Raw genomic sequence first — 26,545 nt, 5'->3', positions numbered from 1 at the left:
CCTATTTATTTTTTCTTTTCAACCGCTGCTTCTGCATCAGGTTGGAAGTTTGCAATCGCTTTATCTAGATCGCCGCCATTACGTTTAACCGTTGCCGCGAACTGATTACGGAACTGTAAACCAAGGTCGATACCCGACACATTGATATTACGGATTTTCCATTGGTTGCCTTTATCCGCCAACTGGAAAGACACTGGGATTTTTTCGCCTTTGTTATTAAAGTCGATCGTCACCACAGGGTTTTTGCTATTGGTTTCTTTATACGGACGGATGGTATATGTCTGATTGCTGAACTTCGCAAATGCAGTACCGTAATTTTCAATCAGTGTTTCACGGAAATTATTTTCAAACTTCGCGCGTTGTGCAGCTGTACTGTATTGATTGGTTGCATAAGTCCCCATAACAATACGAGAAAACGCTTGTGAGTCCACATATGGGTCTAAGTTTTGACGAACAATCGTTTTCACAGCAGCTGGGTTGTTTTGTAGCTTGGCATGATCCGCTTTTAAACGCGCAATCAAACCATCTGCCACTTTTTTAACAAAAGCAGGTGGTGCTTCACTTGGTGCTGCAAAAGCAGTACCTGCAAACATTGTAGTTAAAATGCTAGCTGTCAGTGTTTGTTTCAATAAAGTATTCACTACAATTGGTCCTCTTCAAATCATTCAACAAATGACACGTTGGCATCTGCTGTTTCAGCGGTTTCAGGTTGCTCAGTTGTTGCTGAAGCATCTTTCGATTTACCTGCACCACCGGTAATAAATTTAGTAATTAAGTCTTCTAGGTCCATTGTGCCTTGGGTATTGCCAATGCTTTCACCACGTTTCACGTAGTTCAAACCACCCCCTGGAACAATTTTCAAGTACTTCTCACCTAGCAGACCATTGGTTGCCACCATAATATAAGCATCTTCATCAATGCTGGTGATGGACTTCATGTTCGCAATAAGTTGCTTTTCCATTTCTTTTTGTTGCGCAGCATCCGCAGCGGTATAGTCGCTACTGTAACGAAGCTCTTCAAGTGCATTCTTTTCAACTTCTTTGAGTTGTGCTACATTAAAGGTCGTTAATTTACCATCCAAAGAAAAAGAAACAGTCGCTAAACGTGTCACAGGGTCTAAGCTTATTTGATCGACTTGACCAATTTTTACCCCACTCATCGTCACTTTCGCACGTGGTTTTAAACCATTCACGTTATCGAAGGTTGCGCTCATTTCATAGCGATCACTGAGATTTGATCCCACCAAGCCACTTACTCGCATCGCAATAAAGAACAAAGCGATACCGAATAAAATGACAAATATGCCGACTGCCAGCTCACTTGCACGTGATTTCATTAAACACCTCCAAACATGACCGCAGTCAACACAAAATCAAAACCTAAAACACAGAGCGATGAATACACCACAGTGCGTGTGGTTGATGTCGCAATACCTTCAGATGTCGGTTCACAGGCATAACCTTGATACACCGCAATCCATGTACAAATTAAAGCAAAAACAAAACTTTTAATGATGGTGCCATTCAGGACATCTTTATAGAATTCTACGCTACTTTGAATGCCACTCCAGTAAGAGCCTTCATCTGCACCCAAGAAGTCTACACCCACCATTTTACCGCCCATAATCCCCACCGCAGCAAAGATGACAGACAGCATCGGCAAACTAAAAATACCTGCCCAAAGTCGCGGCGAAATCACACGTTTAAGTGGATCAACCCCGATCATTTCCATACTGGACAGCTGCTCTGTGGCTTTCATTAAGCCAATCTCAGCCGTTAATGCAGAACCCGCACGACCTGCAAACAGCAATGCCGCAACCACAGGTGCTAACTCACGGAGTAAGGTCAATGCAACAGCTGTACCCAGCATCGCTTCACTACCAAAGGTCACCAAGATGCTATACATCTGTAAGCCAAGTACCGCACCAATAAATAGCCCTGACACCACAATAATGAGCAGCGATAACACCCCAACACGGTACATTTGGTAAACAAATAACCGAACACCTAAAGCAGTGGGCATCGAAAATAAAATTTGTAATAACATCAGGCTGGCAACACCAATGCCGCGAACCCGTTCAATCACGCGTCGACCTAAGAGTGCTATCGCATTCATGCTTGCACCTCAGTATTTAGATATGCCTTATGGCTAAATTGATAATCGACAGGCCCTTCAACTGCACCTGTTAAAAACTGTTTAACAAACGGAGAGGCATTCGCCTGTAACTGTTCAGGCGTGCCTTCACCTTGCACCTTACCTTCAGCAACAACATATATATAGTCTGCGATCGATAAGGTTTCAGCCACGTCATGCGAGACAATAATTGTTGTTAAATCAAGAGCTTCTCGCAATGATCGAATCAGACGTGTGAGTACACCCTTCACAATTGGATCTTGTCCTGCAAATGGCTCATCGTACATAATCAGCTCAGGATCTAGTGCAATTGCACGTGCCAAAGCCACACGACGGTTCATCCCGCCTGAGAGCTCAGAAGGCATCATCTGTTCTGCACCGCGTAAGCCGACAGATTCAAGTTTTAAAGATATAATTTCTGACAGTAAATGTTCTGGCAACTTGGTATGTGCTCTTATCGGAAAGGCCACATTTTCATACACCGACATATCGGTAAACAATGCGCCACTTTGAAAAAGCATGCCCATACGCGCACGCGCAGCGAATAACTCTTTGCGTGACATTTTCGCAATATTTTGCCCATCAAAAAGCACTTCACCTTGGTCAGGGGTCAATTGACCGCCAATTAAACGCAGTAAAGTGGTTTTACCTGTACCCGATGGTCCCATAATGCCCGTAATTTGACCCTGTCGAATTTTTAAATTGACCTGATCATAAATGACACGTTCCCCTCGCTTAAAGCTCAGGTCTTTGACCTCAATGAGGGCTTGAGCAGTCAGAGGCGCTTGATTATTCATAGCTGTGCGTTTTCCTGCATTTTTTCAGCATGCATACTATAAAGGATTAAAAAACGATATGTTAGCGTATTCCGTGTCTAATTTTGTGCACGAATTGATTTCAGTTGGTTGTATTTATATTTATTTGAACTGCGAAAACAAGCTACATAAGATGAATTGCTTCATCCATAACGACTATAGACAAAGAAAAGAATGTTGCAAATCAGCAAAAAGAGTCCGAGATAATGTGCCATATTGACCTCTTTCACGTCAGAGAGTGTGGCGATTGATTCAACCTCATTATTGTGCATCATTATTATCAATACAATTAAAATATGACTCAGTATACATTTTAATTTATTTTTTTACAGCCGTAGACAAAAAAAAACCAGTGTTTCCACTGGTTTTTTTATTCATTCAGACTTAGTCGTTAAACTTACGACGTGGGCGGTCAAAACCACCTTCAGTACGTGGACGATCTGAATTAAATTCACGCTTCGGACGGTCTTCGCCACCAAAAGTACGCTTAGGACGGTCTTCGCCACCGAAAGTGCGTTTTGGACGGTCATCACCAAAAGAACGTTGTGGACGGTCGCCAAAACCACCTTCACGACGTGGCGCTGGACGATCACCAAAATCACGTTTTGGACGATCACCAAAAGAACCTTCACGACGTGGTTTGTAGTCTACACGGTTACCGCGGTTGTCATCATTCGAGTCAAAACGTGGCTTATCGTTGAAACCGCCTTCGCGACGTGGACGATCAGAGTTTAATTCACGCTTTGGACGGTCATCAAACGAACGTTGCGGACGGTCACCGAAACCGCCTTCACGACGTGGTGCTGGACGATCACCAAAATCACGTTTTGGACGGTCATCAAAAGAACGTTGTGGACGATCACCGAAACCACCTTCACGACGTGGACGATCATTATTAAACTCACGACGTGGACGATCTTCACCACCAAATGATGGACGATCACCACGAGGTTTGTCATCGTAGCTACGACGTGGACGGTCATCACCACCTTCACGACGTTTAAAGTTAGACTCACCTTCGAAACGAGCACGACCGCCGCCATCGCGACCACCGAAACCACCGCGACCACGACCGCCGCCATCACGACCACGACCATCACGACCACGACCGCCGCCATCACGACTACCGCGTGCAGGAGGTGGAGATGGCTCAAGGCCTTCAATTTCAGATACATTCAAACGCGCATCTAAGAAATCTTCTAAAGCACGGATTTTACCGCGTTCACGGTAAGTTGCTAAAGTGATTGCTTTACCAGTACGACCCGCACGACCTGTACGACCAATACGGTGTACATAGTCTTCGTTCTTCATTGGAAGACCGAAGTTGATTACGTGTGAAATGGTTGGTACGTCAAGACCACGTGCAGCAACGTCGGTTGCAACTAAAATTTTTGCACGACCTTCACGGATGCTACGTAAACGACGGTTACGCACAGTTTGTGGCATAGCACCATGAAGTGCTACAACTGATAAACCTGCTTCAGCAAGTTCTTCAGCCAACATATCGGTGTCTTCTTGAGTAGAAGCAAATACAACAGCTTGATCTAAGTCTTCAGCACTTAACCAATGCGTTAGTAATTTTTTCTTGTGCTCAAAGCCATCAGTCCAGTGTAAAGTCTGAGTGATGTCAGTATTCGTAGAGTGACCAGTTTCGATTGCAATACGTTGTGGATCATTCATCATGCGTTCAGCAAGTGTAATGATACGACCAGCAAATGTTGCAGAGAACATTAAAGTCTGTTTACGGTTTGCAGCAAGATCGCTGATTGCTTCTAAGTCTTCAGAGAAACCTAGATCAAGCATACGGTCTGCTTCGTCAACAATAAGCGCATCAACTTGGTATAATTTAATTTGACGACGGTTTACAAGGTCAAGTAAACGACCTGGAGTCGCAACAACAACTTGCGCACCTTTTAACTGTTGGATTTGCTTACCAAACGGCATACCACCCATGATCGCTGCAATACGTGCACCTTTCATGTGACGGACAAACCCAATCGCATCTTGGCTTACTTGTTGCGCCAACTCACGTGTTGGGCAAAGAACCAAAATATTTGGTTGAGTAATTGCTTTCATACGTTCTTTGAACGGAACGAAAGTCTCTTGTGCTGCAAGTGCGTTTAACGTTGGAAGTAAGAACGCTGCAGTTTTACCTGAACCTGTTTGGCTAGATACTAAAAGGTCTTTACCTTCTAAAGCTGCAGGAATCGATTGTTCCTGTACAGGCGTAGGAGAAGTAAAACCTAAGCTTTGTAAAGCTTGTTGTAACGATTCATGTAAAGGAAAATCAGCAAAAGTTTTGCTCATAGAGTATTTCACCCGAAAAATGGGTGCTCCATTAAATATATGGTCTGATGGACATCGGCAAAAAGCGGCACAGCAATAATCGCTGAAAATATAGAATCAGCGGCGATCCGAGAACGACGATGCGTATAACGCACATTTGATTACAGCCGCAACCTGAAGGAATCGCTTAAGCGATTGGGTGGGGCGCGAAATAATGTCCTCTCTTTGGACCGGACGCGCATACACAATGATAGAAGAGAATGTTCAGGTAATGAACGAAATTTAGTGCGTGGGCGGAGTATAGCAGGATATTTTTAAAAGTCACCTCTTTTCGTGAAATTGATACAATATTTTCCTCAAAGATTGAATAAATGCAGGTTTTCACTTTAATTTTTTTGACCATCTAGAAAAATATTGAATAGCTTTCTTCGTTCCCCCCCTCAACTATCAACCATATGACGCAATTAATTGTACTCGCTCTTGTTCTAGTACTATCAGGATATGGCAAGGTAATACAGGTCTATAATGCTACTTAAATAGGGGACGTTGGCTAATTTTAACCCACTATATTTCTGAGATAGAGTGATCTTCATTCAGAGGTGATCAGAATCTGGCATAGCCTATGTTTTACAATCTATAGAGGTCAAAGCCATAAAATAAATCACTACAAGGGCCTTTACTTTTTTTCATCTTTATTAAAGAAAAAGCCCTCTTATGAGGGCTTTTTCAATGTCTTAAAACACGATCTGCATACTATTACTTAGCAGCTTCACCCCAAGCAGGTACAACTGCTTTCATCAGAGGTTTCAACATTTTCATAGAACATGCCAGTACTTGGCCATTTTCCATAGATTCGCTACCACCACGTGCATCAACCACTGTGCCGCCCGCTTCTTTCACGATCAACTCACCAGCTGCGATATCCCAAGGCTTTAAGCCGAGTTCAAAATATGCATCGAAACGACCTGCTGCCACATACGCCAAATCTAATGCTGCTGAACCTGTACGACGGTATTGCGCACCAGCTTCAGTCACATTTAACAACGAATCAAAATGATTTTTTGCATAAGAAATCACTTCACCATTACGTTTTGCACGGTAAGCATGACCCACAGACATGAATGTATTTTCAAGACTGTCTTTCACGTTTACGCGAATACGGCGTTGGTTCATCATGGCACCACGACCACGACTTGCAGAGAACAATTCATCTTTCACAGGGTCGTAAATCACGCCGTGTTGAGTAATGCCTTTATGTTGAACTGCAATAGAGATACAGAAGTGAGGAACACCGTTAATGAAGTTTAGAGTGCCATCAAGTGGGTCGATGATCCAACACCAATCTGCGTCGTGACCTTTACCTTCTTGAAAACCAAACTCTTCACCAAGGAAGCTGTGATTTTTATAGCTTTTACGTAGGGTATCGATAGCCAATTGTTCCAAATAACGGTCTACACGCGTTACAGGACCATCAATTCCTTTTTCTTCGACTTGTAGATCGAGCTTATGACGATTTTGATGCGCTTTTAAAAGCTCTTGACCGACTAATTGAGCCGCACGCGCAGCCATCACCACCATAGGTTCCATTGAACACCCACTACAATTTGAAGATATTGATAAAGAATAATGCATAAAAGCCCGCGCATCTTATCAAAGATCGGGGCTTTTAGGGAAAAAATGTTTCTAAAATTTAAAAACGGTGCTTAAACCATATGTACAAGTTTTGACCATGCTTGGCGCACCGAGCTTTCAATGCCTTCTGCATCTAATCCTGCCTGATGCAACATTTGCGCATGAGTCGCTTGATGCATGAATGTATCCGCTAAACCAAGATTTAACATCGGTTTCACAATTTGAGCCTGTGCCAAATATTCATTGACTGCACTGCCCGCACCCGCCATCACCGCATGTTCTTCAACCGTAACAAATAAAGCTGTTGATGATGCTAAAGTCGTTATCATCTTTTCATCAAGAGGTTTAACAAAGCGCATATTCACCACACGAACCGCTAAATCTTGCTCAGCCAATTTCTGTGCTGCCTCTACTGCGGCCTGAACCCGACTACCAAAGGCAAGAATGCTAATAACGTCGTCTTGGGTATCATTAAAGCTCGCTACAATTTCAGCCTGACCAATTTCCATCGGGGTCATCTGTTGTTGAATCTCAACACCCAAACCATTGCCACGCGGGTAACGCACTGCGGCAGGGCCATTGTATAAATAAGCAGTATGCAACATTTGACGACATTCATTTTCGTCTTTTGGCGCCATAATCACCAAATTCGGTACGGTGCGCATAAAGGCATAGTCATAGGCCCCAGCATGAGTCGGCCCATCTTCACCCACTAAACCTGCACGGTCGATACCAAAGGTAACATCTAGATTTTGCAGGGCCACATCATGAATCAATTGATCATAGCCGCGTTGCAAGAAAGTCGAGTAAATGGCCACCACAGGTTTTAAGCCTTCACACGCCATACCCGCCGCCAAAGTCACGGCATGCTGTTCTGCAATCGCAACATCAAAAAAGCGCTGTGGATACTGTTTAGCAAAACCCACCATACCTGAGCCTTCGCACATGGCAGGGGTAATCGCCAGTAAACGCTCATCTTGTGCGGCTTCATCACATAACCATTGACCAAAGACATCTGAATATTTGGGCGCTGTTTGTGGAGCAGACTTGGCATTTATTTTTGTAATCGCGTGATATTTGATTTGGTCAGCTTCAGCAGGTGCAAAGCCTTTCCCTTTTTTGGTATAGATATGAATTAAACGTGGCCCTTTACGTTTTTTCAACGCGGTAAAGACTTGTGTCAACTGCTCGACATCGTGCCCATCAAAAGGCCCAAAGTAATCAAAACCAATCGCTTTAAATACGTTGTCGGCCGCATCTGTCGCTGCGCTATGTAAGCGTGAGTTATAGGTCCATTCAGGGTGTGGCTGCACATAGGCTTCGCCATCCGCTGAAATATTAATGGACTGACCACTCTCCCAAATCGAAGCTAAATGTTTAGCAAAACCACCTGTGCTGCATGAAATCGACATATCGTTGTCATTTAGCACCACCATCAGGTCCGCATCATGCGCGACTGCATCGTTCATAGCTTCAAAGGCCATACCCGCTGTCATCGCCCCATCACCAATAATCGCGACCACTTCACATGGATCGTTTTGATAACGACGTGCCAGCGCCATACCTAGGCCTGCTGAAATCGCAGTCGAAGAATGTCCAACCCCAAAGGTATCAAACACCGATTCATCACGCGCAGGAAAGGCAGCTAAACCATCTTTGGCACGAATCGTGGTGAGCTGTTCACGGCGGCCCGTTAATGCTTTATGCGGATAGGCTTGATGACCAACATCCCAAATTAAGCGGTCATTCGGTGTGTTAAAGCAATAATGTAATGCCACGGTGAGCTCGACTACACCGAGGTTTGCACCAAAGTGTCCCCCACTTTGTCCTGCGGCATACAGAATAAATTGACGTAGCTCGTCTGCCACTTGTGCTAATTGACTTTGCTCAAGCGAGCGAAGTTGTTGAGGATGATCAATCGTATCCAACAACGGTGTTACAGGGCGATGAGCTGGTATTTCTGTATACAACATAATATGGCAAAGCCTTCTAAAGCCTGGCAAATCTAGCTAGGTCAAATGGGTAATTCGATCATATCGTCGAATGCTATCACCTTCAATCAGCCATATTTCTAGCGATGCAGTTTTGAGCAGTGCTCTCACTGGGTGTTCGTTTAGTGCAGGTGATTATCCTGAATAATCTTACTATTTATCAACTATTATCGTTCGCTTTATACAAAAAAGAAAATCTTCTGCATAAATTCATGGATGCAATTCTACCAATGTCGATGCATTACGCTATACTTTAGCCAATTTCTGAACTATTTACAGGTTTAGCTGTGCCTATTGAATTTGTTGCCACATCCCGTTTACCGACTGCTTTTGGTGAGTTTAACATCACCGTATTTCAAGATCCTAAGACCGGTGAAGAACATGTTGCACTCTCAAAAGGTTTGGATCAGCCGATCACAGAACCCGTTTTAGTCCGGGTCCATTCCGAATGTCTCACGGGCGATGCTTTTGCTTCACTGAAATGTGACTGTGGTCCACAATTGCAAGCCACGCAAAAACTAATCAATGAAGCTGGGCAAGGCGTAATTCTCTATCTACGCCAAGAAGGTCGTGGCATCGGGCTCACCAATAAAATTCGTGCTTATGCGCTACAAGACCAAGGGCATGACACCGTTGATGCCAATCTGATGCTCAACCTCCCTGCCGATGCACGTCGTTATGACATGGTCAGTATTATGTTGGAGCATTTAAATATTCAACAAGTCCGTTTGATTACTAACAATCCATTGAAAATTGCAGCACTGCAAGAGCAAGGGATCAATGTGGTGGATCGTGTACCATTGACGGTCGGTTTAAATCCTTTCAATGAAGAATATTTAAAAACCAAACATGAACGCATGGCACACTTGTACAAGAAAGATGATTTTTAAAATTTAATCATTTGCTCTAAGCCTACTTGAAAAAGCTGGTTTAGAGCGCTTCAATCAGATTAGATGGTCATGGAGAAAATACGACTCTCAGGTCGACGGCGTTTTAAATGCAAATCGAACGCCATACAAATGTTGCGTACAAAGGCTTTGCCCTGCTCAGTTACTCGTAAGCTCTGTGGCTTAATCTCTAATAAACCATCGTCCCGCATTTCTTCCAGTTGTCCCAAGACCTCAGCCAATTCAGGAAACTGCATACTTGGATCTGCCCACGACGTTTGAAAGCTACACATCAAATTTAAAATGTGACGACGAATCATCAAATCTTCGGCACTTAAAATATGCCCGCGATAGACAGGAATTTCATTGTTTTCCAGTCGTGCATAGTAATCTTCGAGTTTTTTTTCATTTTGCGCAAAGCTATACCAGCTGTCGCTGATGGATGAGATACCTAAACCAATCATCACTTGGGTTTTCGATGCGGTGTAACCCATAAAATTGCGATGCAGAGTGCCTGCCTGAAATGATTGATACATCGCATCACTTTCTAAAGCAAAATGATCCATACCAATTTCATGATAACCCTGTGCCAGTAATTTATTTTTTCCTTCCTCATAACACTGGCGTTTTACTTCATCTTTCGGCACATCATGGTCTTTAAACCCACGCTGTCCATTGCCCTTGATCCAAGGCACATGCGCATAACTATAAAAAGCTAAACGGTCTGGGCGTAAACGATTGGTTTGATCAATGGTGTTGAGGACATCATCAAGGTTTTGAAAAGGCAGACCAAAGACCAAATCATGTGAAATTGAGCTATAGCCTATTTCACGTGCCCACTGCGTCACTTGCTCGACATGTTCAAAAGGCTGTATCCGATGAATGGCTTTTTGTACGGTTTCATTATAATCCTGCACCCCATAACTAACACGGCGAAAGCCCAAGTCATACAAGGCTTGCAAATGCTCCCGAGTGGTATTGTTCGGATGCCCTTCAAAGCTAAACTCATACTGCTCGGCAATCTCTGCCTGCGCGAGAATACCTTCAATCAACTGAGTTAAGTGCGCTGGAGAAAAGAAGGTTGGTGTTCCGCCGCCCAAATGAATTTCTTTAATGCGCGGCTTTTCTTCAAGCCATTCACAATAAAGAAACCATTCCTTTAAAACAGCCTGAATATAGGGCTGTTCCATCTCATGCTTTTTGGTCACGCGTTTGTGGCAGCCACAAAAAGTACAAAGACTTTCGCAAAAAGGCAGATGAATATACAGACTTATGCCTTCAGTCGAATTCGATTCAGCAAACGATGTTTTCAGCGTCTGTTTCCATTGCTCTAAGGAAAAATGCGCCTCTTCCCAATACGGCACCGTTGGATAACTGGTATAACGTGGACCAGGAACATTGTATTTTTGAATCAATGAATCGCTCATATTTACCATCAGCTCTTCCGCATTCTGAAGATGCAGCCTATTCTGCATCGCCAAACTCGGGTCTGTACTGTGGTTATTCTGCTGAGCTTAGAATCAGAATTCAACCTAGCGAATTGGTCAGGTTATTTTTCGAATGGCAGCATTTCATTTTTAAAATGCTTCACGACATCGAATACTGCGGTAGAACTCTTCGGAAAATATTCTTAATCTTTTTGCTGTTTTATGTTTTGATGTAGGCAGTTTTCATCTTTTCCCATGAGGCTTTTCATGCAGCACCCAACATCTGCGGATATCCAACGTGTTCGCGAATTTCTCCTCGACTTACAGGCTCGTATTTGTGCCGCACTTGAACAACAAGAACGTGCTGGCGGCGGGACTGCACAGTTTGAAATAGATGATTGGGAGCGTCCTGAAGGCGGTGGTGGTCGTTCACGCGTACTGCAAAATGGCACGGTGATTGAAAAAGGTGGGGTGATGTTCTCACACATCAATATCTCAAAACTCCCTGCTTCAGCGACTGAACGCCATCCGCAAATTGCAGGCGCCAAAGCACAGGCCATGGGCGTGTCTCTGGTGATCCATCCGAAAAACCCGAATGTCCCGACTTCACATGCCAACGTGCGATTATTCGTGGCTGAAAAAGAAGGTCAAGATCCAATTTGGTGGTTTGGAGGTGGTTTTGATCTCACTCCGTTTTACCCAAATGATGAAGATGTGCTGTCATGGCATCAGACGGCGCATGACTTATGTGCGCCCTTTGGCGCTGAAGTCTATGCCGAACATAAACAATGGTGTGATGACTACTTCTATTTAAAACACCGTGACGAACAACGTGGTGTCGGTGGATTGTTCTTTGATGATCTCAATCAATGGGACTTTGAAACCTGTTTTCAATATATTCAAGCTGTCGGCAATGGCTACCTAGAAGCTATTCTTCCGATCTTCCAACGTAACCAAGACAAGCCATATAGCGAAGCACAGCGCGACTTTCAAATCTATCGTCGTGGTCGTTATGTCGAATATAACTTGGTCTATGACCGCGGCACACTTTTTGGTTTACAAACAGGTGGCCGGATTGAATCGATTTTAGTGAGCTTGCCAAATTTGGCCGGTTGGTCATATCGACCTGAATGGGAGGCGGATTCCGCTGAGAAAAAACTAACCGACTTTTACCTGAAACCCCAAGATTGGCTCAACCTGCTCAAATAGACACACAGTCTTACAATTCTATTTCTTCGCACATGCCCTTTTCACTAGATTAGGGCAGCTTATACATTAAATTTTATATATTTCCCGATCAATTCCCCGTAGAATGACCTCTACACAAAGCGTCATTTCTTTGCATTTATTAAAGCATTGTCACAGGTTTAAAACAGCAATTGGGTTCTTTTAAGTTCGCAAAAAACGTAAGCTAAATTAAGTCATTTTCAATGTATTCATTTTAATGACATCAATATTTAGTATCCTCCTTTGCTGTTCTCTGAGGTCCCAAACATGTTCGCAAAAAGAGTTAGCTCGACCACCATGGTTCTTTTCTGCTTTGCTATTGTGTTGCTAAGCTCAATCAGTACCACTATTTTTTCTGAAAGTGCGTTTAATGACAATGCATCCATCAGCATCACCGTATTTGCAGGTATCGGCTTAACCCTGACCGCAGCAAAATTATTGTTTGATGTGATTCACAGTATCTGCAATCCATAATCGCCTTTCTTTTCTCTGTTGATAAAAAACACTGAACGCTTTAGCCTGCGTGTAATTTGCCGTATATTGAACGGCATTTCTCACATGGATTTGGTGCGATGAGCAAACAATTCGCTGTCATTGGCAACCCGATTGAGCAGTCTCGCTCACCTGAACTTCACCATGCTTTTGCACAAAAAATGGGGCTCGACCTCAACTACAGTAAACGTCTTGCGCCACTGGATGGCTTCCTAACCAATATCCAAGAATTTTTCTCACAGGGTGGCATGGGTCTTAATGTCACTGTGCCTTTTAAAGAACAAGCCTTTGCCGCCTGCACAGTCCTCACTGAACGCGCTAAAATCGCAAAAGCTGTTAATACGCTGTGGATGGTCGATGGTCAATTACATGGTGACAACACCGATGGACAAGGGTTAGTAGATGCCATTCGCGCGTTGGACTGGAGCTTAGACCAGACTGATGTGTTAATCATCGGTGCAGGTGGAGCAACTCGCGGCGTCATTTATCCACTGGTCCAAGCAGGGGTGAAAAAAATTGTGATTGCCAATCGTACCCTGGCCCGTGCAGAGCAACTGGTGATTGACTTAAAAGCAGCTGTGCCGCAAGCCGAATTGCAAGCCATCGGCTTAGATGCACTCGAAGGTCAGTTTGACTTGGTGATTAATGCAACCTCTGCCAGCCTAAGTGGCGATGCCTTAATTCTGCCTGAAGCTTTGCAATTTCAATATGCCTATGAAATGGCCTATGGCAAACCTTCGACCTTTTTAGATCAAGCCAAAGCTCGCGGCGTGCCCACCTCTGAAGGCTATGGCATGCTGGTTGGTCAGGCGATTGAATCTTTTTCGATTTGGAATGGCATCAAACCGAACCTGAAAGATTTCTTATAAGCACAAATAAAAAAAGAACCTCCGCAGAGGTTCTTTTTTTCATTAGTTCATGTTTTTCTGTACGGCTTTATAGGTCTCGTAATAGGTCGAGTCGCTAAAGAAGTCGTCATGTTCAAGCTTCAAACCTTGCAACGATTTTTCTGTCAATTGACCTTTTAGGTCATCTGCAAATGCTTTAGCAAAGACTTGTGCAGACTGAGTCAAATATGCAGTTTGCTCTTGGTCAATCTCATAGGTATCGGTAAATTTGTCTTGATAGACCTGAGCAAAGACCGCTTGCTTAGTTTTGTATTTCTTCGCCAAATCTTTCCATTGCTGATTTTCTTGTACATCTTCCAGTGCATCATTAACAATATTGGCGATACTTTCTCCCAGCTCATCAAAGTCTTGTTCGTGCTGTAAAGCATGTTTTTGACGTAACTGATTCAGACGTTTAAGTGCTGCACCCTTCGGCTCTGCAACATCCATGAACTCATAGGCATAAACTTCTGAAATTTCATTGATGGTCGCTGAGCTATAGTAACGAATATACTCTGGACGCTGTGCGGCAAACATCAAAGCAAATACCGCTTGATAGGCTTTGACTTCAGAATGCTGACGTGCATAGCTTTGCTGCGCTGCCTGCTGGTAATAATCTGAAATGGCCTTAGGTAATTCTGTTGTGCTTGATGATACGCTCTCTGCACTTGATGAGTCTGCACCTAACGGACCCAGCATGCCTTTCACTACATTTTCCAGCAATGAGCCTTTAGACACTTCCTCAATCGATTTTGCATTTCTTAAAGCTTGACGGTCAATGGCTGTCGCACTGCCATAGTTAAACACCTGATTGGTGCTCTTGATTTGCAGCTTACCAATTTGCTCATCGCTAATCACAATGTTGTAATCCATGTTTTGCGCACGACCTTTTTGGTCGAGTCCAACATCCATCACAAACGGTGAACGTTCGCTACCCAGCTGTGCCATGATCGGTGTAATTTCAGCCTGATGTTTTTGCCAAAGTTGTTTAAAGCTTTGTGCGTCTACCAGTTGCTCTGTTTGATACGCGGTAAAGAGTGGTTTCAACTCTTCCAAAACATTGGTCGCTGCTTGTCCAAAGCTCTCTTCATCTACAACTTTATTGGTTACTTTAGGTGCAAGTACATCAATATCTTGATAATCACGGCATGCGGTCACTTTACCAATAGGAATGTTCTTGCTGTTGATGAGAGCATCGCAAGCTTCTTCAGATAGTGTATTTGGTGCTGCAGAAACAGACACCTCAGTTGCTGTCTCATCAGCATCTTCTGTCGCGGCCTGCGCATAAGCCACATCTGCTGCTGCATCAACCGTAGCATCTACAACAATGTCTTGTTCATCGCTCTGCCCATAACCACTCAGGTTCTGCATTTTTTGGTTCACCAAATGACTGACACGTTCGAGTGAATCATAGGCCGGGTCTTCACTTGCGCTACTTGCAGCAATCTCTGCTTCTTTCGCTGCCTGCATTGTTTCATCCGCTGCACTTGGTGTTTTTGCGGCATCCTCAATCAGACTCTCAGCATCAAAAGCTTGTATCTGTTGGGTATAGTGCAGTTTATTGACGTATTCAAATAAGCCCAATTGTACTTGTGCTGTTTCTAAGTCACCCATATAGCGAATTTTCTTGCTTAGCCCTGCTTCTTTTTCTGACTTGCTTAAATCAACACTATGCACCTGATTTGGCTCTGCCAAAGCATATGGCAGTGCATTCATCTGCTTCAAATATTCAGCAAACTTTTTAAAATCAATATGACCAAATGCGTCTTTATGCTTAGAAAAGTCAATGTAGGCAAAACGATCCTGACTTTCACGATTCACCATGAACGGCATAAAGGCAAAGTAGTTGGTGTAAAATTTATAATCATTAAAATCAACCACCATCGGCAACTGTGCTTGCACTTGTAAGGTTGGTTTTTGATAACTTAACTGCAAAGTCAATGCTGCCAATTTTTGACGGAAATGCACAGAGCCCTGATAACTAAACTGTAAGTCATTGAGTAAATTCACCAAAGATTCTGCGATTTGAACCTTAGCAGAACGGGATTCACCACCGCTATACAGTGATGCATACGGATTTTGTTCACGTGCAAGTGCATCATATAAGGCTTGTTTTTCTTTGGCGGTAAAGGAAATCTTTTGATTTTTTAATAACTGATCTAATTGCTTTTTCAACTCTGGATCTAAATTCGTCCCATTTGACTGAGCATTAGACTTGGAATTTAGCTGAGTCTTTGGCTTGGACTCATTAAAATTAAAGTCAGATTGAATAGAGAACTGACCTTTAAAATCATAGCTAGCATTTTCAAACATGGCATTAAGACCATGCGTGGCTTGTTGCCCGAGCTGCTGATCTGAAGAGGCATTGGATTTAATGACATGCTGAGTACACCCACTGATACTCAAACCCAATAAACAAAGTGTTATATATTTTAAGCGCATAATACTTGCTGAAAACCTGAGTTAATTATAGTTTATTAAAAAAGTACATGATCAAAAGACCATCGAGTCAGTGTAACAGAACTGTCTTTTTAGATTGATGATTTTATCTACCAATTCGCCTTTCTGACATTTTCTCAAGTCGGATCTATCAATGTATTTTGATACGATGTATGAATAATGAAATGATCGATTTAAATAATCCAATACTATTTCTAAATTAGGATTACACACATGCCTGCATATAAAGCTCCCTTACATGATATTCGCTTCTTAATGAATGAAGTGCTGGACTATCCTGCACATTATCAAACCCTATCGAATGGTGAAGCTGCCGACGCTGATACGGTAGATATGATCTTAGAAGGCGCAGCAGATTTTTGTGAAAATATTTTATCTCCTTTAAACCAATCGGGCGATGAAGAAGGTTGTACCTTCGACAATGGTGAAGTAAAAACCCCAAAAGGCTTCAAAGACGCTTATGACCAGTTTGTCCAAGGTGGCTGGCAAGGTTTGTCTTTCCCTGAAGAATTTGGCGGTCAGAACCTGCCTCAATCTTTAAATCTGATTAAATCGGAAATGATGGGCACAGCAAACTGGTCTTTCCAAATGTACCCAGGTTTAAGCATCGGCTGTATGAACACCATTTTACAGTTTGGTACAGATGAACAGAAAAATCTGTATATGCCGAACTTAGTGGCAGGTACATGGTCAGGTACCATGTGTTTAACTGAACCTCAGTGTGGCACCGACTTAGGTCAAGTAAAGACCAAAGCAGAATTAAATGCCGATGGCACTTATAACATCTCAGGCACCAAAATTTTCATCTCTGCAGGTGAGCAAGATTTAACTGAGAACATCATTCACATCGTACTTGCTCGTCTTCCAGATGCACCTGCAGGCACCAAAGGGATTTCTCTGTTCATTGTGCCTAAATTCTTGGTCAATGCAGACAGCAGCCTTGGTGAACGCAACCCTGTGACCTGTGGTTCGATTGAACATAAGATGGGGATTCGTGCTTCTGCAACCGCAGTGCTGAACTTTGACAATGCTGTGGGTTACTTGATTGGCGAGCCAAACAAAGGCTTACATGCCATGTTTACCTTTATGAACACCGCACGTATCGGTACGGCAATTCAAGGTATTGCACATGCTGAGCTTTCTTTCCAAGGTGCACTTCCATATGCCAAAGAACGTATGTCGATGCGTGCACTTTCTGGCAAGAAAGACCCTGAAAAAGTGGCGGATGCTATTATTCATCACGCTGACGTTCGCCGTATGTTGCTAACACAAAAAGCGATTGCTGAAGGCGGTCGCTCAATGATTTATTATGCAGCGCAAATTGCCGACAAAATGGCAGATGCGCTTGAACGTGGCGATACTGCTGCATTTGAAGCACATGATGATCACTTAGGATTCTATACCCCAATTTTAAAAGGCTTCTTAACTGAATTAGGCTTGGAAGCTGCAAACCACGGTATGCAAGTCTATGGCGGTCATGGCTACATTAAAGAATGGGGCATGGAGCAAATTGCACGTGATGCACGTATTGCGACATTGTATGAAGGCACTACAGGTGTTCAAGCACTTGACTTAATTGGTCGTAAAGTACTTCTGACCTCTAAAGGTAAAGTGATTCGCGACTACACCACTGAAATTTTAAAATTCTGTGGTCAACAGGCACGCAACAAATACATGCGTCGTTTTGCATGGGACTTAACCAAAGTATGCGCACAGTGGAATGCCTTAACTGTTCGCATTATGCTTGCAGCTCGTAAAGACCGTGACGTGGTATCTTCAGCTTCTGTCGATTTCTTGATGTTCTCTGGCTATGTAATGATGGCGTATTTCTGGGCACAACAAGCGGCTGTGGCTTCAGAAAAATTGGCTTCTGGTGATGGCAAAGAATCTGCTGAATTCTATAAAGCAAAAATTAAAGTAGCTGACTTCTATTTCGAACGTTTATTGCCACGTACCCAAGGTCATGCCGAAGCAATGGTCAATCCTTCAAAAACCATGACTTCTTTAGCACCTGAACACTTTAGCTTTGACTACTAATTAATAGTGTCAAAATGATAAAAAGAGCGCCTAGGCGCTCTTTTTATTTCTTGTCCGACCTTACAACAATCCAACTCCCCCAGCAACTTAGCTGTCGCTCCAATTTTCTGGCCTCATCTTTAGACTTTGGTAAAAGCGTTCCCTACACAGTTAAAAAGAGTTCTCTACGCTCTCTGATAGTTTTTTAGAGTTAGTGCGTTAAAAATTTTGTCATGGCTCTGTCTTTCTACAACTTAAATTTAAGTAAGAAAATGGCGTTCATATTTAAAAAATCATTTAACAAAAAAAATAATATAAAGATTCAAATACATCAGAAAAACAAATATTATCAGCATTCAAATATCAATAAAGGGAATAACAATGTTAAGAAAGCATAAGCTCAGCCACTATATTTTTCCGCTCATGCTGGGCTTTTTATCAATGGACGCTATTGCGGCGATCAATATATATGGTCCAGGTGGGCCAGCACCAGCAATGCATGAAGCAGCGAAACAATTTAAAAATAAGACTGGAATTGATGTCTATGTAACCGCTGGTCCTACTTCACAATGGGCCGACAAAGCCAAACTCGATGCCGACATCATCTATAGCGGTTCGGAAGCCATGATGTCTGATTTAGAAAGCGTATTTGCTGACAAAATCTTAAAGGACTCAATTGAGCCACTCTACTTACGCCCTGCTGCCATTTTAGTCAGAAAAGGCAATCCCAAACATATTCAAGGATTTAAAGATCTAAGTAAACCAAACACTAAAGTTTTGGTCACACATGGTGCAGGCCAAGTGGGCATGTGGGAAGATATTGCAGGCAGAACAGGTAACATTCAGCTCACAAAATCCTTCCGTAAAAATATCGCCATGTATGCGCCCAATACAGGCGCAGCGAAAAAAGCATGGGAAACAGACAGCAGTTATGATGCATGGTTGGTGTTCAATATTTGGGGGGTCAGTAATCCAGACATTGGGCAAATTATTCCGATCGAACCTGAACTGGTGATTTACCGTGATGCAGGTGTTGCACGGACTCAGCACAGTCTAAAAAATCCTGAAGCAAAAAGCTTTATTGCATTTTTAAACTCTTCACAAGGCCATGCGATTTTTAAACAGTTTGGTTGGAACAAATGAGTGCTTAATTTTAATCTTTCTTCCACATTCAAGATCAGTTTCCAAGCTTAAAAAATCGAACTTTTAATAAGAAAATTGGACATAAAAAAGAGCGCCACGGCGCTCTTGATTGAAGAAGATATAACTACTGAACCTCAGCCAAAAGCGCTTGTGCTGCCATTTTACCCAAGGTATTCGATGCTAAAGGACTATCTCCTGTAATTAACTTACGGTCTTGAATACACTGTCCCGACATCTCTTTATTGACCACTTCAACACCCAACTTTTCTAAGCGATCTGCCAACAACCACGGTAATTCTCCTGGCATATAACCTATGTCTAAGTTTGCCCCTTGATCGAGTGCATCTGGGAACACACACATTTTATAGCCTTTAAAAATATAGTTTTCAGGCGCTTCATTAACCGCGGCTGCCAATAAACCTGCTGGCCCATGACATAACGAAATGACAAATTTATCTTTTGCCACCGCCCACTTCAGTAAGGTTTTTAAGTCTTCACTGTCTGGTAGACCAATTAAAGCACCATGCCCACCGGGAATAAGAACAGCCAAACAGGGAGAGTCATCACCTAAACTGTTTTTCAATACATCTGCCAGTTTTAAAGGTTTCTTAAATTGGGCTAAGTATTTTTGGAATGTTGCAGGTACAACCGCATCTTCATGAGGCATCGCCCACATTTCAAGTTTAACGGGATTGCCAGATAACGTGGCAATATCAATGTCGAATCCTGCGCGATCTAAATGATACATGGGCAGTAAAGTTTCTACAGGGTGGTTGCCTGTGGAAAAAAACTTGCCATTTTTCATCAGTAAATAACGCTCATCGCTTGCGACCATCAAAACTTTTTTATGCCCAATATAGGGTGTTGGATAGTCGGTTCCATCGAAGTCAGTTTTACTGGCGGTGTATTGGGAAAGTGAATAAGGTGATGGAAAAAAGGCATTATCTTCAGCTAAATCAGGGGTTGGATTACGGTTTTGGCTGGTCTGTGCCATGCTGATTCTCCTTTATTATTGCTTGGTTATTTTCAGTTTTACGAAACCTAGAGTTCTGTACCTCAGCTCATTTATTCAGCATAACAAAGTTTCAAAGTGGCTCTGTTTTAAGATGTAAATATAAGCTTGCCTGTATAACAAGATAAAAAATTGCACAATAAAAAAACCCCGACATCCTGTCGGGGTTTTTCGTATTAAGTGCTGAGGTATGACTCCTGTCGTACCTTCGTCCTTGAGCTGATCTTTATTGTTATTCTATTGGAGCATCCTGCTCTCTATGGTTCTATATTAGAAAACTTACAGGCAGGCGCATAGGCGAAAAAAGCGGGAATTGATGTAAGCTAATTCGTACAAATGAATCAACGCTATTCATTATCGGCTGAATCAAAAATGACTGGCTATTTAATGTCTGACGATTATTAACTCGCTTAATTTCACACACAAGTATTCTTTTAGACTTTATGTTTTAATTCTTTTGTATTTTTAGCTGGTTTTAATCCTGATGAGAAAGCAATATCATTTTAGAAAGGTTGAAAACGATACCTGTATTTGGGATGTCGATCACTTGGTCGAACTCACTCAATCTTTTCAAGTCAGGCAAGTTCCGCTATCAGACATCAAGGAATTAGACGAAGCTTATTGGTATCCAGATACTCACCCAACCACTCAAGACATTATTGCGCATATGCAACTCACTCTAGAGGCAGATTTATCTTATCCCATCATTTTATGTGCTCAAGGTCGCTTAATGGATGGTATGCACAGAGTGGGAAAAGCAAAGATTTTAGGCAAAGAGTCCATTGCTGCGGTTCAATTTGATACAAATCCGCAACCTGACTTTATCAATGTGCATGAAGATGATCTGATCTATGATGATTAAATCATTCAGTCATTTTTTAAATCAAAACGATATAGATACATGAAACACTAATCACAGATTGGGCTTTGAATGAGTCTTTATGTAAAAAGGCCGATTGAATCGTCAATTTTTTTATTGTTCAACGTTTGAACTAGAACTTAAGTGAACTTAAAAGAAAATATCTATTCAAATTGTGGATATACAAAATCGTATATCGCTTTCAAGCTCAATTCAAAGCCATGATTGCAACTCACACAAGCATGGCTTTATAAAACTTAGATAAATTCTTCTAACACTGAGTTTAAAAACACATGCCCTTGCTCGGTACATGCTAAGCGCGTGGCATCATCTACCATTAATTTTCGACTGCGTAGTGAGTCCAACGTTTCAGCCAAACTATCCAGATTCAAACCTGTCCGCTGCGCATAATTTTCAACTGCAACCCCATCATTTAAACGCAAAGCATTCATCATAAACTCAAATGGAAGTTCGTCAGCTTCAATCTGCTTAAACTGCACATGCTCTGCTGGGACTTTAGCCAAATAGTCTTTGGGTAAACGTGTTTTCTGGAAACGATAGACTCCATCTGGTTGTGTAACTTTGGCATGTGCACCTGCCCCAATCGCTAAATAGTCGCCAAACTGCCAGTAATTCAAATTATGTGCGGAAGGCTGCTCTTTACGCCATGCCGAAACTTCATAATTGATAAAACCCTGTGCTTTTAAATAAGCTTCACCTTGGGCCTGAATTTCTTCTAGCACATCGTCCACAGGTAAGACAGGCTTGGTTCTAAAGAACACGGTATTCGGTTCAATCGTGAGTTGATACCATGAAATATGCGTTGCACCATTGTCCACGGCAAGCTTTAAATCAAGTAAAGCTTGCTCTAAAGTTTGCTCAGGCAGACCATGCATCAGGTCGACATTAATACGTTTAAAGCCTGCATCACGCGCAAGACCAATTGCTGAAATCGCATCGGCGTTACTGTGAATTCGTCCCAACTTGGTTAAATGTTCAGTGTTAAAACTTTGAACCCCGATCGATAACCGATTGATACCTGCTGCCAAATAATCGGCAAAAGGGTCATGTTCTACTGTGCCTGGATTGGCTTCTAAAGTAATTTCACAATCCGCCTCAAAAGGCAGTAATGCTTTTAACTGGGTAAATAACCATTGATACCCTTGTGCTGAAATCAAAGACGGCGTTCCGCCGCCAATAAACACACTATGAATATGCCGCCCTTGAGCAAACTCAAGCTGAGTTTTAAAGTCTTCCACCAAAGCATGTAAATATTCTTGCTCTAGATCTAAAGACAACTTGCCATCTGGCACCGCATGCGAGTTGAAGTCGCAATAGGGACACTTACGCACACACCACGGCATGTGAATATATAAAGACAACGGAATATTTGCAGGATGTAAATCAGTCAAGGAAGAGACTCTAAAGCACAGCGGTAATCTTGCATATTTTAACATGACTGCATCAAGACACTTATGAAATCTGTGTCTATTTGGATTAGACTGATAAAAAGACAAGAAGAATGAATGGTTTAAAATGATGAAAATATCGAGCCACTTGCTGTTTATGCTACCACTGGCCTTTGGTATTGGCATTGCTATGACTTTTCAAACGGCGCTGAATACACAGCTCAGAGAATATTTTTACTCTCCACTACAAGCCGCATTGTTATCCTTCTTCATTGGAACCTGCGTTTTAGCACTTTTGGTTGTACTCCAGCCCGTCGACAAACCACAGTTACATGATTTTTCCAATATTCCATGGTACTTATGGCTCGGTGGTTGCTTAGGGGTTTATGCCATCAGTATAAGCATCTATACTGCGCCTAAATTAGGCTTTCTCACGTTTTCAGGTTTGGTTATTTTTGGACAAATCCTGACCTCCGTGATTTTTGACCACTATGGTCTACTTGGTACCGAAAAAACGCCTGTAAATTGGCAGCGTTTACTTGGTGGCGTCGTAATTTTTATTGGTGTGCTTCTCACTTTACAACGCTGAATTTATTTAGACCAAGCACATGATGAATATGAGTAATTTTTGTGTCGACTACAAATAAAATCACGTCCCATCGTTTCGAATTAAAAAAGTTATTGGTGTTAATGCTGCCCATCCTGATCACGCAGTTTTCTCAAGCGGGTCTCGGGTTAATTGATACCATCATGGCGGGACATTTATCTCCTACCGATTTAGCCTCGATTGCCGTTGGTGTCGGCTTATGGATACCAGTGATGTTGCTGTTCAGCGGCATCATGATTGCGACAACACCATTGGTGGCAGAAGCCAATGGCGCACGCACTCCTGAAAAAATCGCCACCATTGCCCGTCAGTCCCTTTGGGTAGCCTTTATTTTAGGAAGCATTGCGGGCTTAATCTTACAAAGCATGCCGCTCTTACTGCCACTCATGGGTGTACCTGCAAACTTACTGCCTAAAGCTAGCTTATTTTTACATGCCATTGGCTTTGGCATGCCCGCGGTGACTATGTATGCAGCACTGCGTGGATACTCTGAGGCACTTGGTCACCCACGTCCTGTCACTGTCATTAGCTTAGCGGCCTTGGTTCTTTTGGTTCCACTGAACTTTGTCTTTATGTATGGTTTCGGCCCGATTCCAGCGCTCGGTTCAGCAGGCTGTGGATTTGCCACTGCAATTTTACAGTGGATCATGTTTTTCACCTTGGCCACTTATATTTTCAAAGCTTCGGCATATCAAAAAACTCAAGTGTTTAGTACTTGGGAGAAGATGGATCGCTACTGGATCGAACGCATTTTAAAACTTGGTTTACCCATTGGCTTAGCGATTTTCTTCGAAGTCAGTATTTTTAGTACCGCTGCAATTATTCTTAGTCCACTGGGTGAAACCATTGTGGCGGCGCATCAAATTGCAATGTCGGTCACCTCTCAGTTGTTTATGATTCCGATGTCCCTTGCCATCGCCCTAACCATTCGTGTCGGGACTTATTATGGCGAGAAAAACTGGATCGCAATGCGAAAGGTGCAAAAACTCGGACTGGCTACAGGTACGGTTTTGGCGCTGATGACCATGCTGCTGATTGCACTGTTTCGTCCTGAAATTGTAGCGATTTATACCTCGGATCATGAAGTATCGGAAGTTGCGATGTATTTACTGCTGTTCGCACTCGCCTACCAACTGATGGACGCTTGGCAAATTAGTGCCGCAGGCTGCTTACGCGGCATGCAAGACACCAAAGGCCCAATGTGGATCACAATGGTTGCCTATTGGATCGTGGCCTTTCCTGTCAGCATTTATTTGGCGCGCTACACCAACATAGGTGCAGCAGGTGTTTGGATTGGACTGATTGTCGGTTTAAGCGTGGCGTGTGCCCTGCTCCTGCTCCGTCTTTATAACAACAATAAACGCCTCAGTCAGGACTATCCATAAGTCATGCATGGCATGGAATAGGAAGGAGCCAGACTCTTCTTCTATTCCAGCTGTTCTACTGTTGTGCCAAAGCGTCTTTCAGACCTTGTGGCACTTCACTCTCATCCTCAACGTCTTTAACCACCACCTGCCCCACGATCACCTCACTGCCATTAAAGGTCATGGTGGGTGAACCATACAGGCTATAACCTTCATTCAGTGCTTTGGTGACACGCGCACAAAAATGCACATCGTCCTTGCCTGTAAAATAACGATAAACTTTCATTTATTTCTTACTCAAATTTTTTCGCACAGTGTAAAGCGATTTTTAAATGCAGCGACATCTTGTGTGCAATTCACTCAATTGACCACTATTATTTAAATAGAAACATCAGCTTAACAATTTAAAGTAGGCAGTTTTGCATTTGTCGCCTATGATCAAATCTGAGATGTAATGAAGATGCCCCGAGGAATATCGCATGGCAAATACGACTCGTACGCCCGGTCGTCGCTTTATGAAACTTGCCAGCATGACAGCAAGTATCGCAACCAAAACTGTGACCAATTCAATTAAAAACTTCAATGCCGATGAATATAAAAAAAATGCGGCGCGCAGTCAGCTTTTTCAGGACATTGGACTTCAAATTGCAGACACCTTAGGTGAAATGAAAGGTGCCGTGATGAAAGTCGGGCAAATTGCATCTCAATACAAAGACATTTTCCCGCCTGAAGTGGCACGTGCGATTAGTAAATTACAACGTCAAGCGCCTGCGATGCCTTTTCAAGAGATCAAAGCTCAAGTGGAAAAAGAACTGGGCAAACCGCTCAATCAAATTTTTACAGCCTTTGAAGAACAACCCTTTGCCGCGGCCTCCATTGGCCAAGTGCATAAAGCCACTTTACCAAGTGGTGAGCAAGTTGTAGTTAAAGTTCAATATCCGGGTGTAGAAGAAGCCTGTGAAAGTGACTTAAAACAAGTCCGTTTAGCGCTTCGCTTGATGGGTGTGCTCAAAATTGACCGTAAGCTGCAAGATCAACTCTTTAAAGAAATTCAGGACAGTTTAGACAACGAACTAAACTATCAAATAGAAGCCCAAAACTTAGAGGTCGCACGCACCTTTCATCAAGCTTTAGACCCTAAAATTATTATTCCTCAAGTCTACAAAGACTATTCAAGCCGTCATATTTTGACCTTAAGCTTGGAGCACGGCGAAAGCATTGAAACTGCCAGTACATGGTCACAAGACACGCGCAATGAACTGGGCCGTCGTTTATTCCGTGCCATTGGTCGTGTGATTTTATTTTTAAAACGCTTCCACTGCGACCCACATCCGGGCAACTTTGCTTTCCGAGAAGATGGTAGCGTGATCGTATATGACTACGGCGGTGTCAAAACCCTATCGACTGAAATCGTGATGCATTTTAAGCAGCTGATTCAAGCAGCGCGCGACAGTAATATCTTGGCCATGGAGCAGCAACTGACTGCTTTGCACTCCATGTCCGAACAAGGCAAATTTCCTGCCGAACTGTATGAAGCATGGTTAGAAGTGCTCATGCGTCCACTGACCACTTTGTATGACTTTGCTGAGAACTCAGCGCATCATGATGGCATTGAACTGGTCAAGCCATCGCTGAAATATTGGGATGTGTTTAAACCCTCGCCCGATACGCTAATGGTCAATCGCACAGTCTCAGGACATTATTGGAACCTGATTCATCTCAAAGTGCACGACAACCTTAATGATCTATTCGAAGAATTGGTGCCACCGCCTGCCTAAATAAAGACTGTAGGCACGATAAAATCGCTACAACTCAATAAACCCCGTTACATAAAATCACGGGGTTTATTTTGACTCATCAATTGTTATATTATAACATTCCAAAATAATACATTTAAG

The 26,545-nt window shown here is 42.8% G+C and carries 22 protein-coding genes; 10 read left to right on the top strand and 12 right to left on the bottom strand.

All coding sequences use genetic code 11. The features are described from left to right. Positions 1-5: 5 nt before the first annotated feature. The 7 genes from WH214_RS10770 to dxs form a co-directional block, all read right to left on the bottom strand. On the bottom strand, positions 6-641 hold the full coding sequence (locus WH214_RS10770) for an MlaC/ttg2D family ABC transporter substrate-binding protein (protein ID WP_004691364.1): 636 nt from the start codon (positions 639-641) through the stop codon (positions 6-8). Between the two features lie 20 nt (positions 642-661). After that, positions 662-1,336: an outer membrane lipid asymmetry maintenance protein MlaD gene (gene mlaD, locus WH214_RS10765; protein WP_339422112.1), complete on the bottom strand. Its 675-nt coding sequence runs from the start codon at positions 1,334-1,336 to the stop codon at positions 662-664. After that, positions 1,336-2,115 (bottom strand): lipid asymmetry maintenance ABC transporter permease subunit MlaE, encoded by a 780-nt coding sequence (gene mlaE / locus WH214_RS10760; protein WP_004691368.1) that lies wholly within the window; start codon positions 2,113-2,115, stop codon positions 1,336-1,338. Before mlaE ends, mlaD begins: the two co-directional genes overlap by 1 nt. Then, a complete protein-coding gene (locus WH214_RS10755) occupies positions 2,112-2,930 on the bottom strand; it encodes an ABC transporter ATP-binding protein (protein ID WP_004691369.1) in 819 nt (272 codons plus the stop codon). Before WH214_RS10755 ends, mlaE begins: the two co-directional genes overlap by 4 nt. Before the next feature lie 402 nt (positions 2,931-3,332). Continuing rightward, positions 3,333-5,255 carry a DEAD/DEAH box helicase gene (locus WH214_RS10750; RefSeq protein WP_339993342.1) on the bottom strand — a complete coding sequence of 641 codons (1,923 nt, stop codon included), beginning with the start codon at positions 5,253-5,255 and terminating at the stop codon, positions 3,333-3,335. A 735-nt stretch (positions 5,256-5,990) separates the two neighbouring features. Next, positions 5,991-6,821, bottom strand: coding sequence for an inositol monophosphatase family protein (locus WH214_RS10745; RefSeq protein WP_004691373.1), 831 nt, complete (start codon positions 6,819-6,821; stop codon positions 5,991-5,993). A 116-nt stretch (positions 6,822-6,937) separates the two neighbouring features. Further along, on the bottom strand, positions 6,938-8,839 hold the full coding sequence (gene dxs, locus WH214_RS10740) for a 1-deoxy-D-xylulose-5-phosphate synthase (protein ID WP_339422111.1): 1,902 nt from the start codon (positions 8,837-8,839) through the stop codon (positions 6,938-6,940). Between the two features lie 305 nt (positions 8,840-9,144). On the opposite strand from dxs, the gene ribA reads away from it, so the two are divergent. Then, the gene (gene ribA, locus WH214_RS10735) at positions 9,145-9,747 is read left to right on the top strand and encodes a GTP cyclohydrolase II (RefSeq protein ID WP_159151594.1); all 603 of its coding nucleotides are present in this window, start codon (positions 9,145-9,147) and stop codon (positions 9,745-9,747) included. Positions 9,748-9,806: 59 nt separating this feature from the next. Here ribA and hemN read toward each other — a convergent pair whose 3' ends face one another. After that, positions 9,807-11,171, bottom strand: a complete 1,365-nt coding sequence (gene hemN / locus WH214_RS10730) for an oxygen-independent coproporphyrinogen III oxidase (RefSeq protein ID WP_445206364.1) — start codon at positions 11,169-11,171, stop codon at positions 9,807-9,809. Between the two features lie 267 nt (positions 11,172-11,438). Here hemN and hemF point away from each other — a divergent pair, with 267 nt between their 5' ends. The 3 genes from hemF (at position 11,439) to aroE (ending at position 13,759) form a co-directional block, all read left to right on the top strand. Continuing rightward, a complete protein-coding gene (hemF, locus tag WH214_RS10725) occupies positions 11,439-12,380 on the top strand; it encodes an oxygen-dependent coproporphyrinogen oxidase (RefSeq protein WP_339422109.1) in 942 nt (313 codons plus the stop codon). 285 nt (positions 12,381-12,665) lie between these two features. Further along, positions 12,666-12,872, top strand: a complete 207-nt coding sequence (locus WH214_RS10720) for a hypothetical protein (RefSeq protein ID WP_126035159.1) — start codon at positions 12,666-12,668, stop codon at positions 12,870-12,872. A gap of 98 nt (positions 12,873-12,970) precedes the next feature. Beyond that, on the top strand, positions 12,971-13,759 hold the full coding sequence (gene aroE / locus WH214_RS10715) for a shikimate dehydrogenase (RefSeq protein ID WP_339422108.1): 789 nt from the start codon (positions 12,971-12,973) through the stop codon (positions 13,757-13,759). Positions 13,760-13,801: 42 nt separating this feature from the next. On the opposite strand, the gene WH214_RS10710 is transcribed toward aroE, so the two are convergent. Further along, complete coding sequence (locus WH214_RS10710; protein ID WP_339422107.1) at positions 13,802-16,219, bottom strand: hypothetical protein; 2,418 nt, start codon at positions 16,217-16,219, stop codon at positions 13,802-13,804. Positions 16,220-16,450: 231 nt separating this feature from the next. Between WH214_RS10710 and WH214_RS10705 the strand changes: the two genes are divergently transcribed. After that, a complete protein-coding gene (locus WH214_RS10705; RefSeq protein ID WP_078389970.1) occupies positions 16,451-18,274 on the top strand; it encodes an acyl-CoA dehydrogenase C-terminal domain-containing protein in 1,824 nt (607 codons plus the stop codon). Positions 18,275-18,634: 360 nt separating this feature from the next. Next, on the top strand, positions 18,635-19,396 hold the full coding sequence (locus tag WH214_RS10700; protein ID WP_339422106.1) for a substrate-binding domain-containing protein: 762 nt from the start codon (positions 18,635-18,637) through the stop codon (positions 19,394-19,396). 124 nt (positions 19,397-19,520) lie between these two features. Here WH214_RS10700 and hchA read toward each other — a convergent pair whose 3' ends face one another. Continuing rightward, entirely contained in the window at positions 19,521-20,390 is an 870-nt protein-coding gene (gene hchA / locus WH214_RS10695; protein ID WP_339422105.1) for a glyoxalase III HchA, read from the bottom strand. A gap of 502 nt (positions 20,391-20,892) precedes the next feature. Between hchA and WH214_RS10690 the strand changes: the two genes are divergently transcribed. Continuing rightward, positions 20,893-21,270 (top strand): hypothetical protein, encoded by a 378-nt coding sequence (locus WH214_RS10690; RefSeq protein ID WP_339422104.1) that lies wholly within the window; start codon positions 20,893-20,895, stop codon positions 21,268-21,270. A gap of 254 nt (positions 21,271-21,524) precedes the next feature. Here the strand turns inward: WH214_RS10690 and hemW are convergent, their stop codons facing one another. Continuing rightward, on the bottom strand, positions 21,525-22,679 hold the full coding sequence (hemW, locus tag WH214_RS10685; protein ID WP_339422103.1) for a radical SAM family heme chaperone HemW: 1,155 nt from the start codon (positions 22,677-22,679) through the stop codon (positions 21,525-21,527). Between the two features lie 124 nt (positions 22,680-22,803). Between hemW and WH214_RS10680 the strand changes: the two genes are divergently transcribed. Continuing rightward, complete coding sequence (locus tag WH214_RS10680; RefSeq protein ID WP_035326225.1) at positions 22,804-23,265, top strand: DMT family transporter; 462 nt, start codon at positions 22,804-22,806, stop codon at positions 23,263-23,265. A 101-nt stretch (positions 23,266-23,366) separates the two neighbouring features. Continuing rightward, complete coding sequence (locus WH214_RS10675) at positions 23,367-24,668, top strand: MATE family efflux transporter (protein ID WP_234964128.1); 1,302 nt, start codon at positions 23,367-23,369, stop codon at positions 24,666-24,668. 55 nt (positions 24,669-24,723) lie between these two features. Here WH214_RS10675 and WH214_RS10670 read toward each other — a convergent pair whose 3' ends face one another. After that, the gene (locus WH214_RS10670) at positions 24,724-24,933 is read right to left on the bottom strand and encodes a DUF1737 domain-containing protein (RefSeq protein ID WP_004691402.1); all 210 of its coding nucleotides are present in this window, start codon (positions 24,931-24,933) and stop codon (positions 24,724-24,726) included. Between the two features lie 193 nt (positions 24,934-25,126). On the opposite strand from WH214_RS10670, the gene WH214_RS10665 reads away from it, so the two are divergent. Then, the gene (locus WH214_RS10665; RefSeq protein WP_339993334.1) at positions 25,127-26,425 is read left to right on the top strand and encodes an ABC1 kinase family protein; all 1,299 of its coding nucleotides are present in this window, start codon (positions 25,127-25,129) and stop codon (positions 26,423-26,425) included. The last annotated feature ends 120 nt before the right edge of the window (positions 26,426-26,545 follow it).

The sequence above is a fragment of the Acinetobacter sp. MYb191 genome (assembly GCF_037572605.1).
In the GTDB taxonomy this organism is placed as follows: Bacteria; Pseudomonadota; Gammaproteobacteria; order Pseudomonadales; family Moraxellaceae; genus Acinetobacter; species Acinetobacter johnsonii.
Note: the sequence above shows the minus strand (reverse complement) of the source record. Positions and strands in the feature narration are given on the sequence as shown.

Coding starts and splice junctions, on each gene's coding strand:
- mlaD (WP_339422112.1), bottom strand. CDS start 1,336: ATGAAATCACGTGCAAGTGAGCTGGCAGTCGGCATATTTGTCATTTTA.
- mlaE (WP_004691368.1), bottom strand. CDS start 2,115: ATGAATGCGATAGCACTCTTAGGTCGACGCGTGATTGAACGGGTTCGC.
- WH214_RS10755 (WP_004691369.1), bottom strand. CDS start 2,930: ATGAATAATCAAGCGCCTCTGACTGCTCAAGCCCTCATTGAGGTCAAA.
- WH214_RS10750 (WP_339993342.1), bottom strand. CDS start 5,255: ATGAGCAAAACTTTTGCTGATTTTCCTTTACATGAATCGTTACAACAA.
- WH214_RS10745 (WP_004691373.1), bottom strand. CDS start 6,821: ATGGAACCTATGGTGGTGATGGCTGCGCGTGCGGCTCAATTAGTCGGT.
- dxs (WP_339422111.1), bottom strand. CDS start 8,839: ATGTTGTATACAGAAATACCAGCTCATCGCCCTGTAACACCGTTGTTG.
- hemN (WP_445206364.1), bottom strand. CDS start 11,171: ATGAGCGATTCATTGATTCAAAAATACAATGTTCCTGGTCCACGTTAT.
- hemF (WP_339422109.1), top strand. CDS start 11,439: ATGCAGCACCCAACATCTGCGGATATCCAACGTGTTCGCGAATTTCTC.
- WH214_RS10720 (WP_126035159.1), top strand. CDS start 12,666: ATGTTCGCAAAAAGAGTTAGCTCGACCACCATGGTTCTTTTCTGCTTT.
- aroE (WP_339422108.1), top strand. CDS start 12,971: ATGAGCAAACAATTCGCTGTCATTGGCAACCCGATTGAGCAGTCTCGC.
- WH214_RS10710 (WP_339422107.1), bottom strand. CDS start 16,219: ATGCGCTTAAAATATATAACACTTTGTTTATTGGGTTTGAGTATCAGT.
- WH214_RS10705 (WP_078389970.1), top strand. CDS start 16,451: ATGCCTGCATATAAAGCTCCCTTACATGATATTCGCTTCTTAATGAAT.
- WH214_RS10700 (WP_339422106.1), top strand. CDS start 18,635: ATGTTAAGAAAGCATAAGCTCAGCCACTATATTTTTCCGCTCATGCTG.
- hchA (WP_339422105.1), bottom strand. CDS start 20,390: ATGGCACAGACCAGCCAAAACCGTAATCCAACCCCTGATTTAGCTGAA.
- WH214_RS10690 (WP_339422104.1), top strand. CDS start 20,893: ATGAGAAAGCAATATCATTTTAGAAAGGTTGAAAACGATACCTGTATT.
- WH214_RS10680 (WP_035326225.1), top strand. CDS start 22,804: ATGATGAAAATATCGAGCCACTTGCTGTTTATGCTACCACTGGCCTTT.
- WH214_RS10675 (WP_234964128.1), top strand. CDS start 23,367: ATGCTGCCCATCCTGATCACGCAGTTTTCTCAAGCGGGTCTCGGGTTA.
- WH214_RS10670 (WP_004691402.1), bottom strand. CDS start 24,933: ATGAAAGTTTATCGTTATTTTACAGGCAAGGACGATGTGCATTTTTGT.
- WH214_RS10665 (WP_339993334.1), top strand. CDS start 25,127: ATGGCAAATACGACTCGTACGCCCGGTCGTCGCTTTATGAAACTTGCC.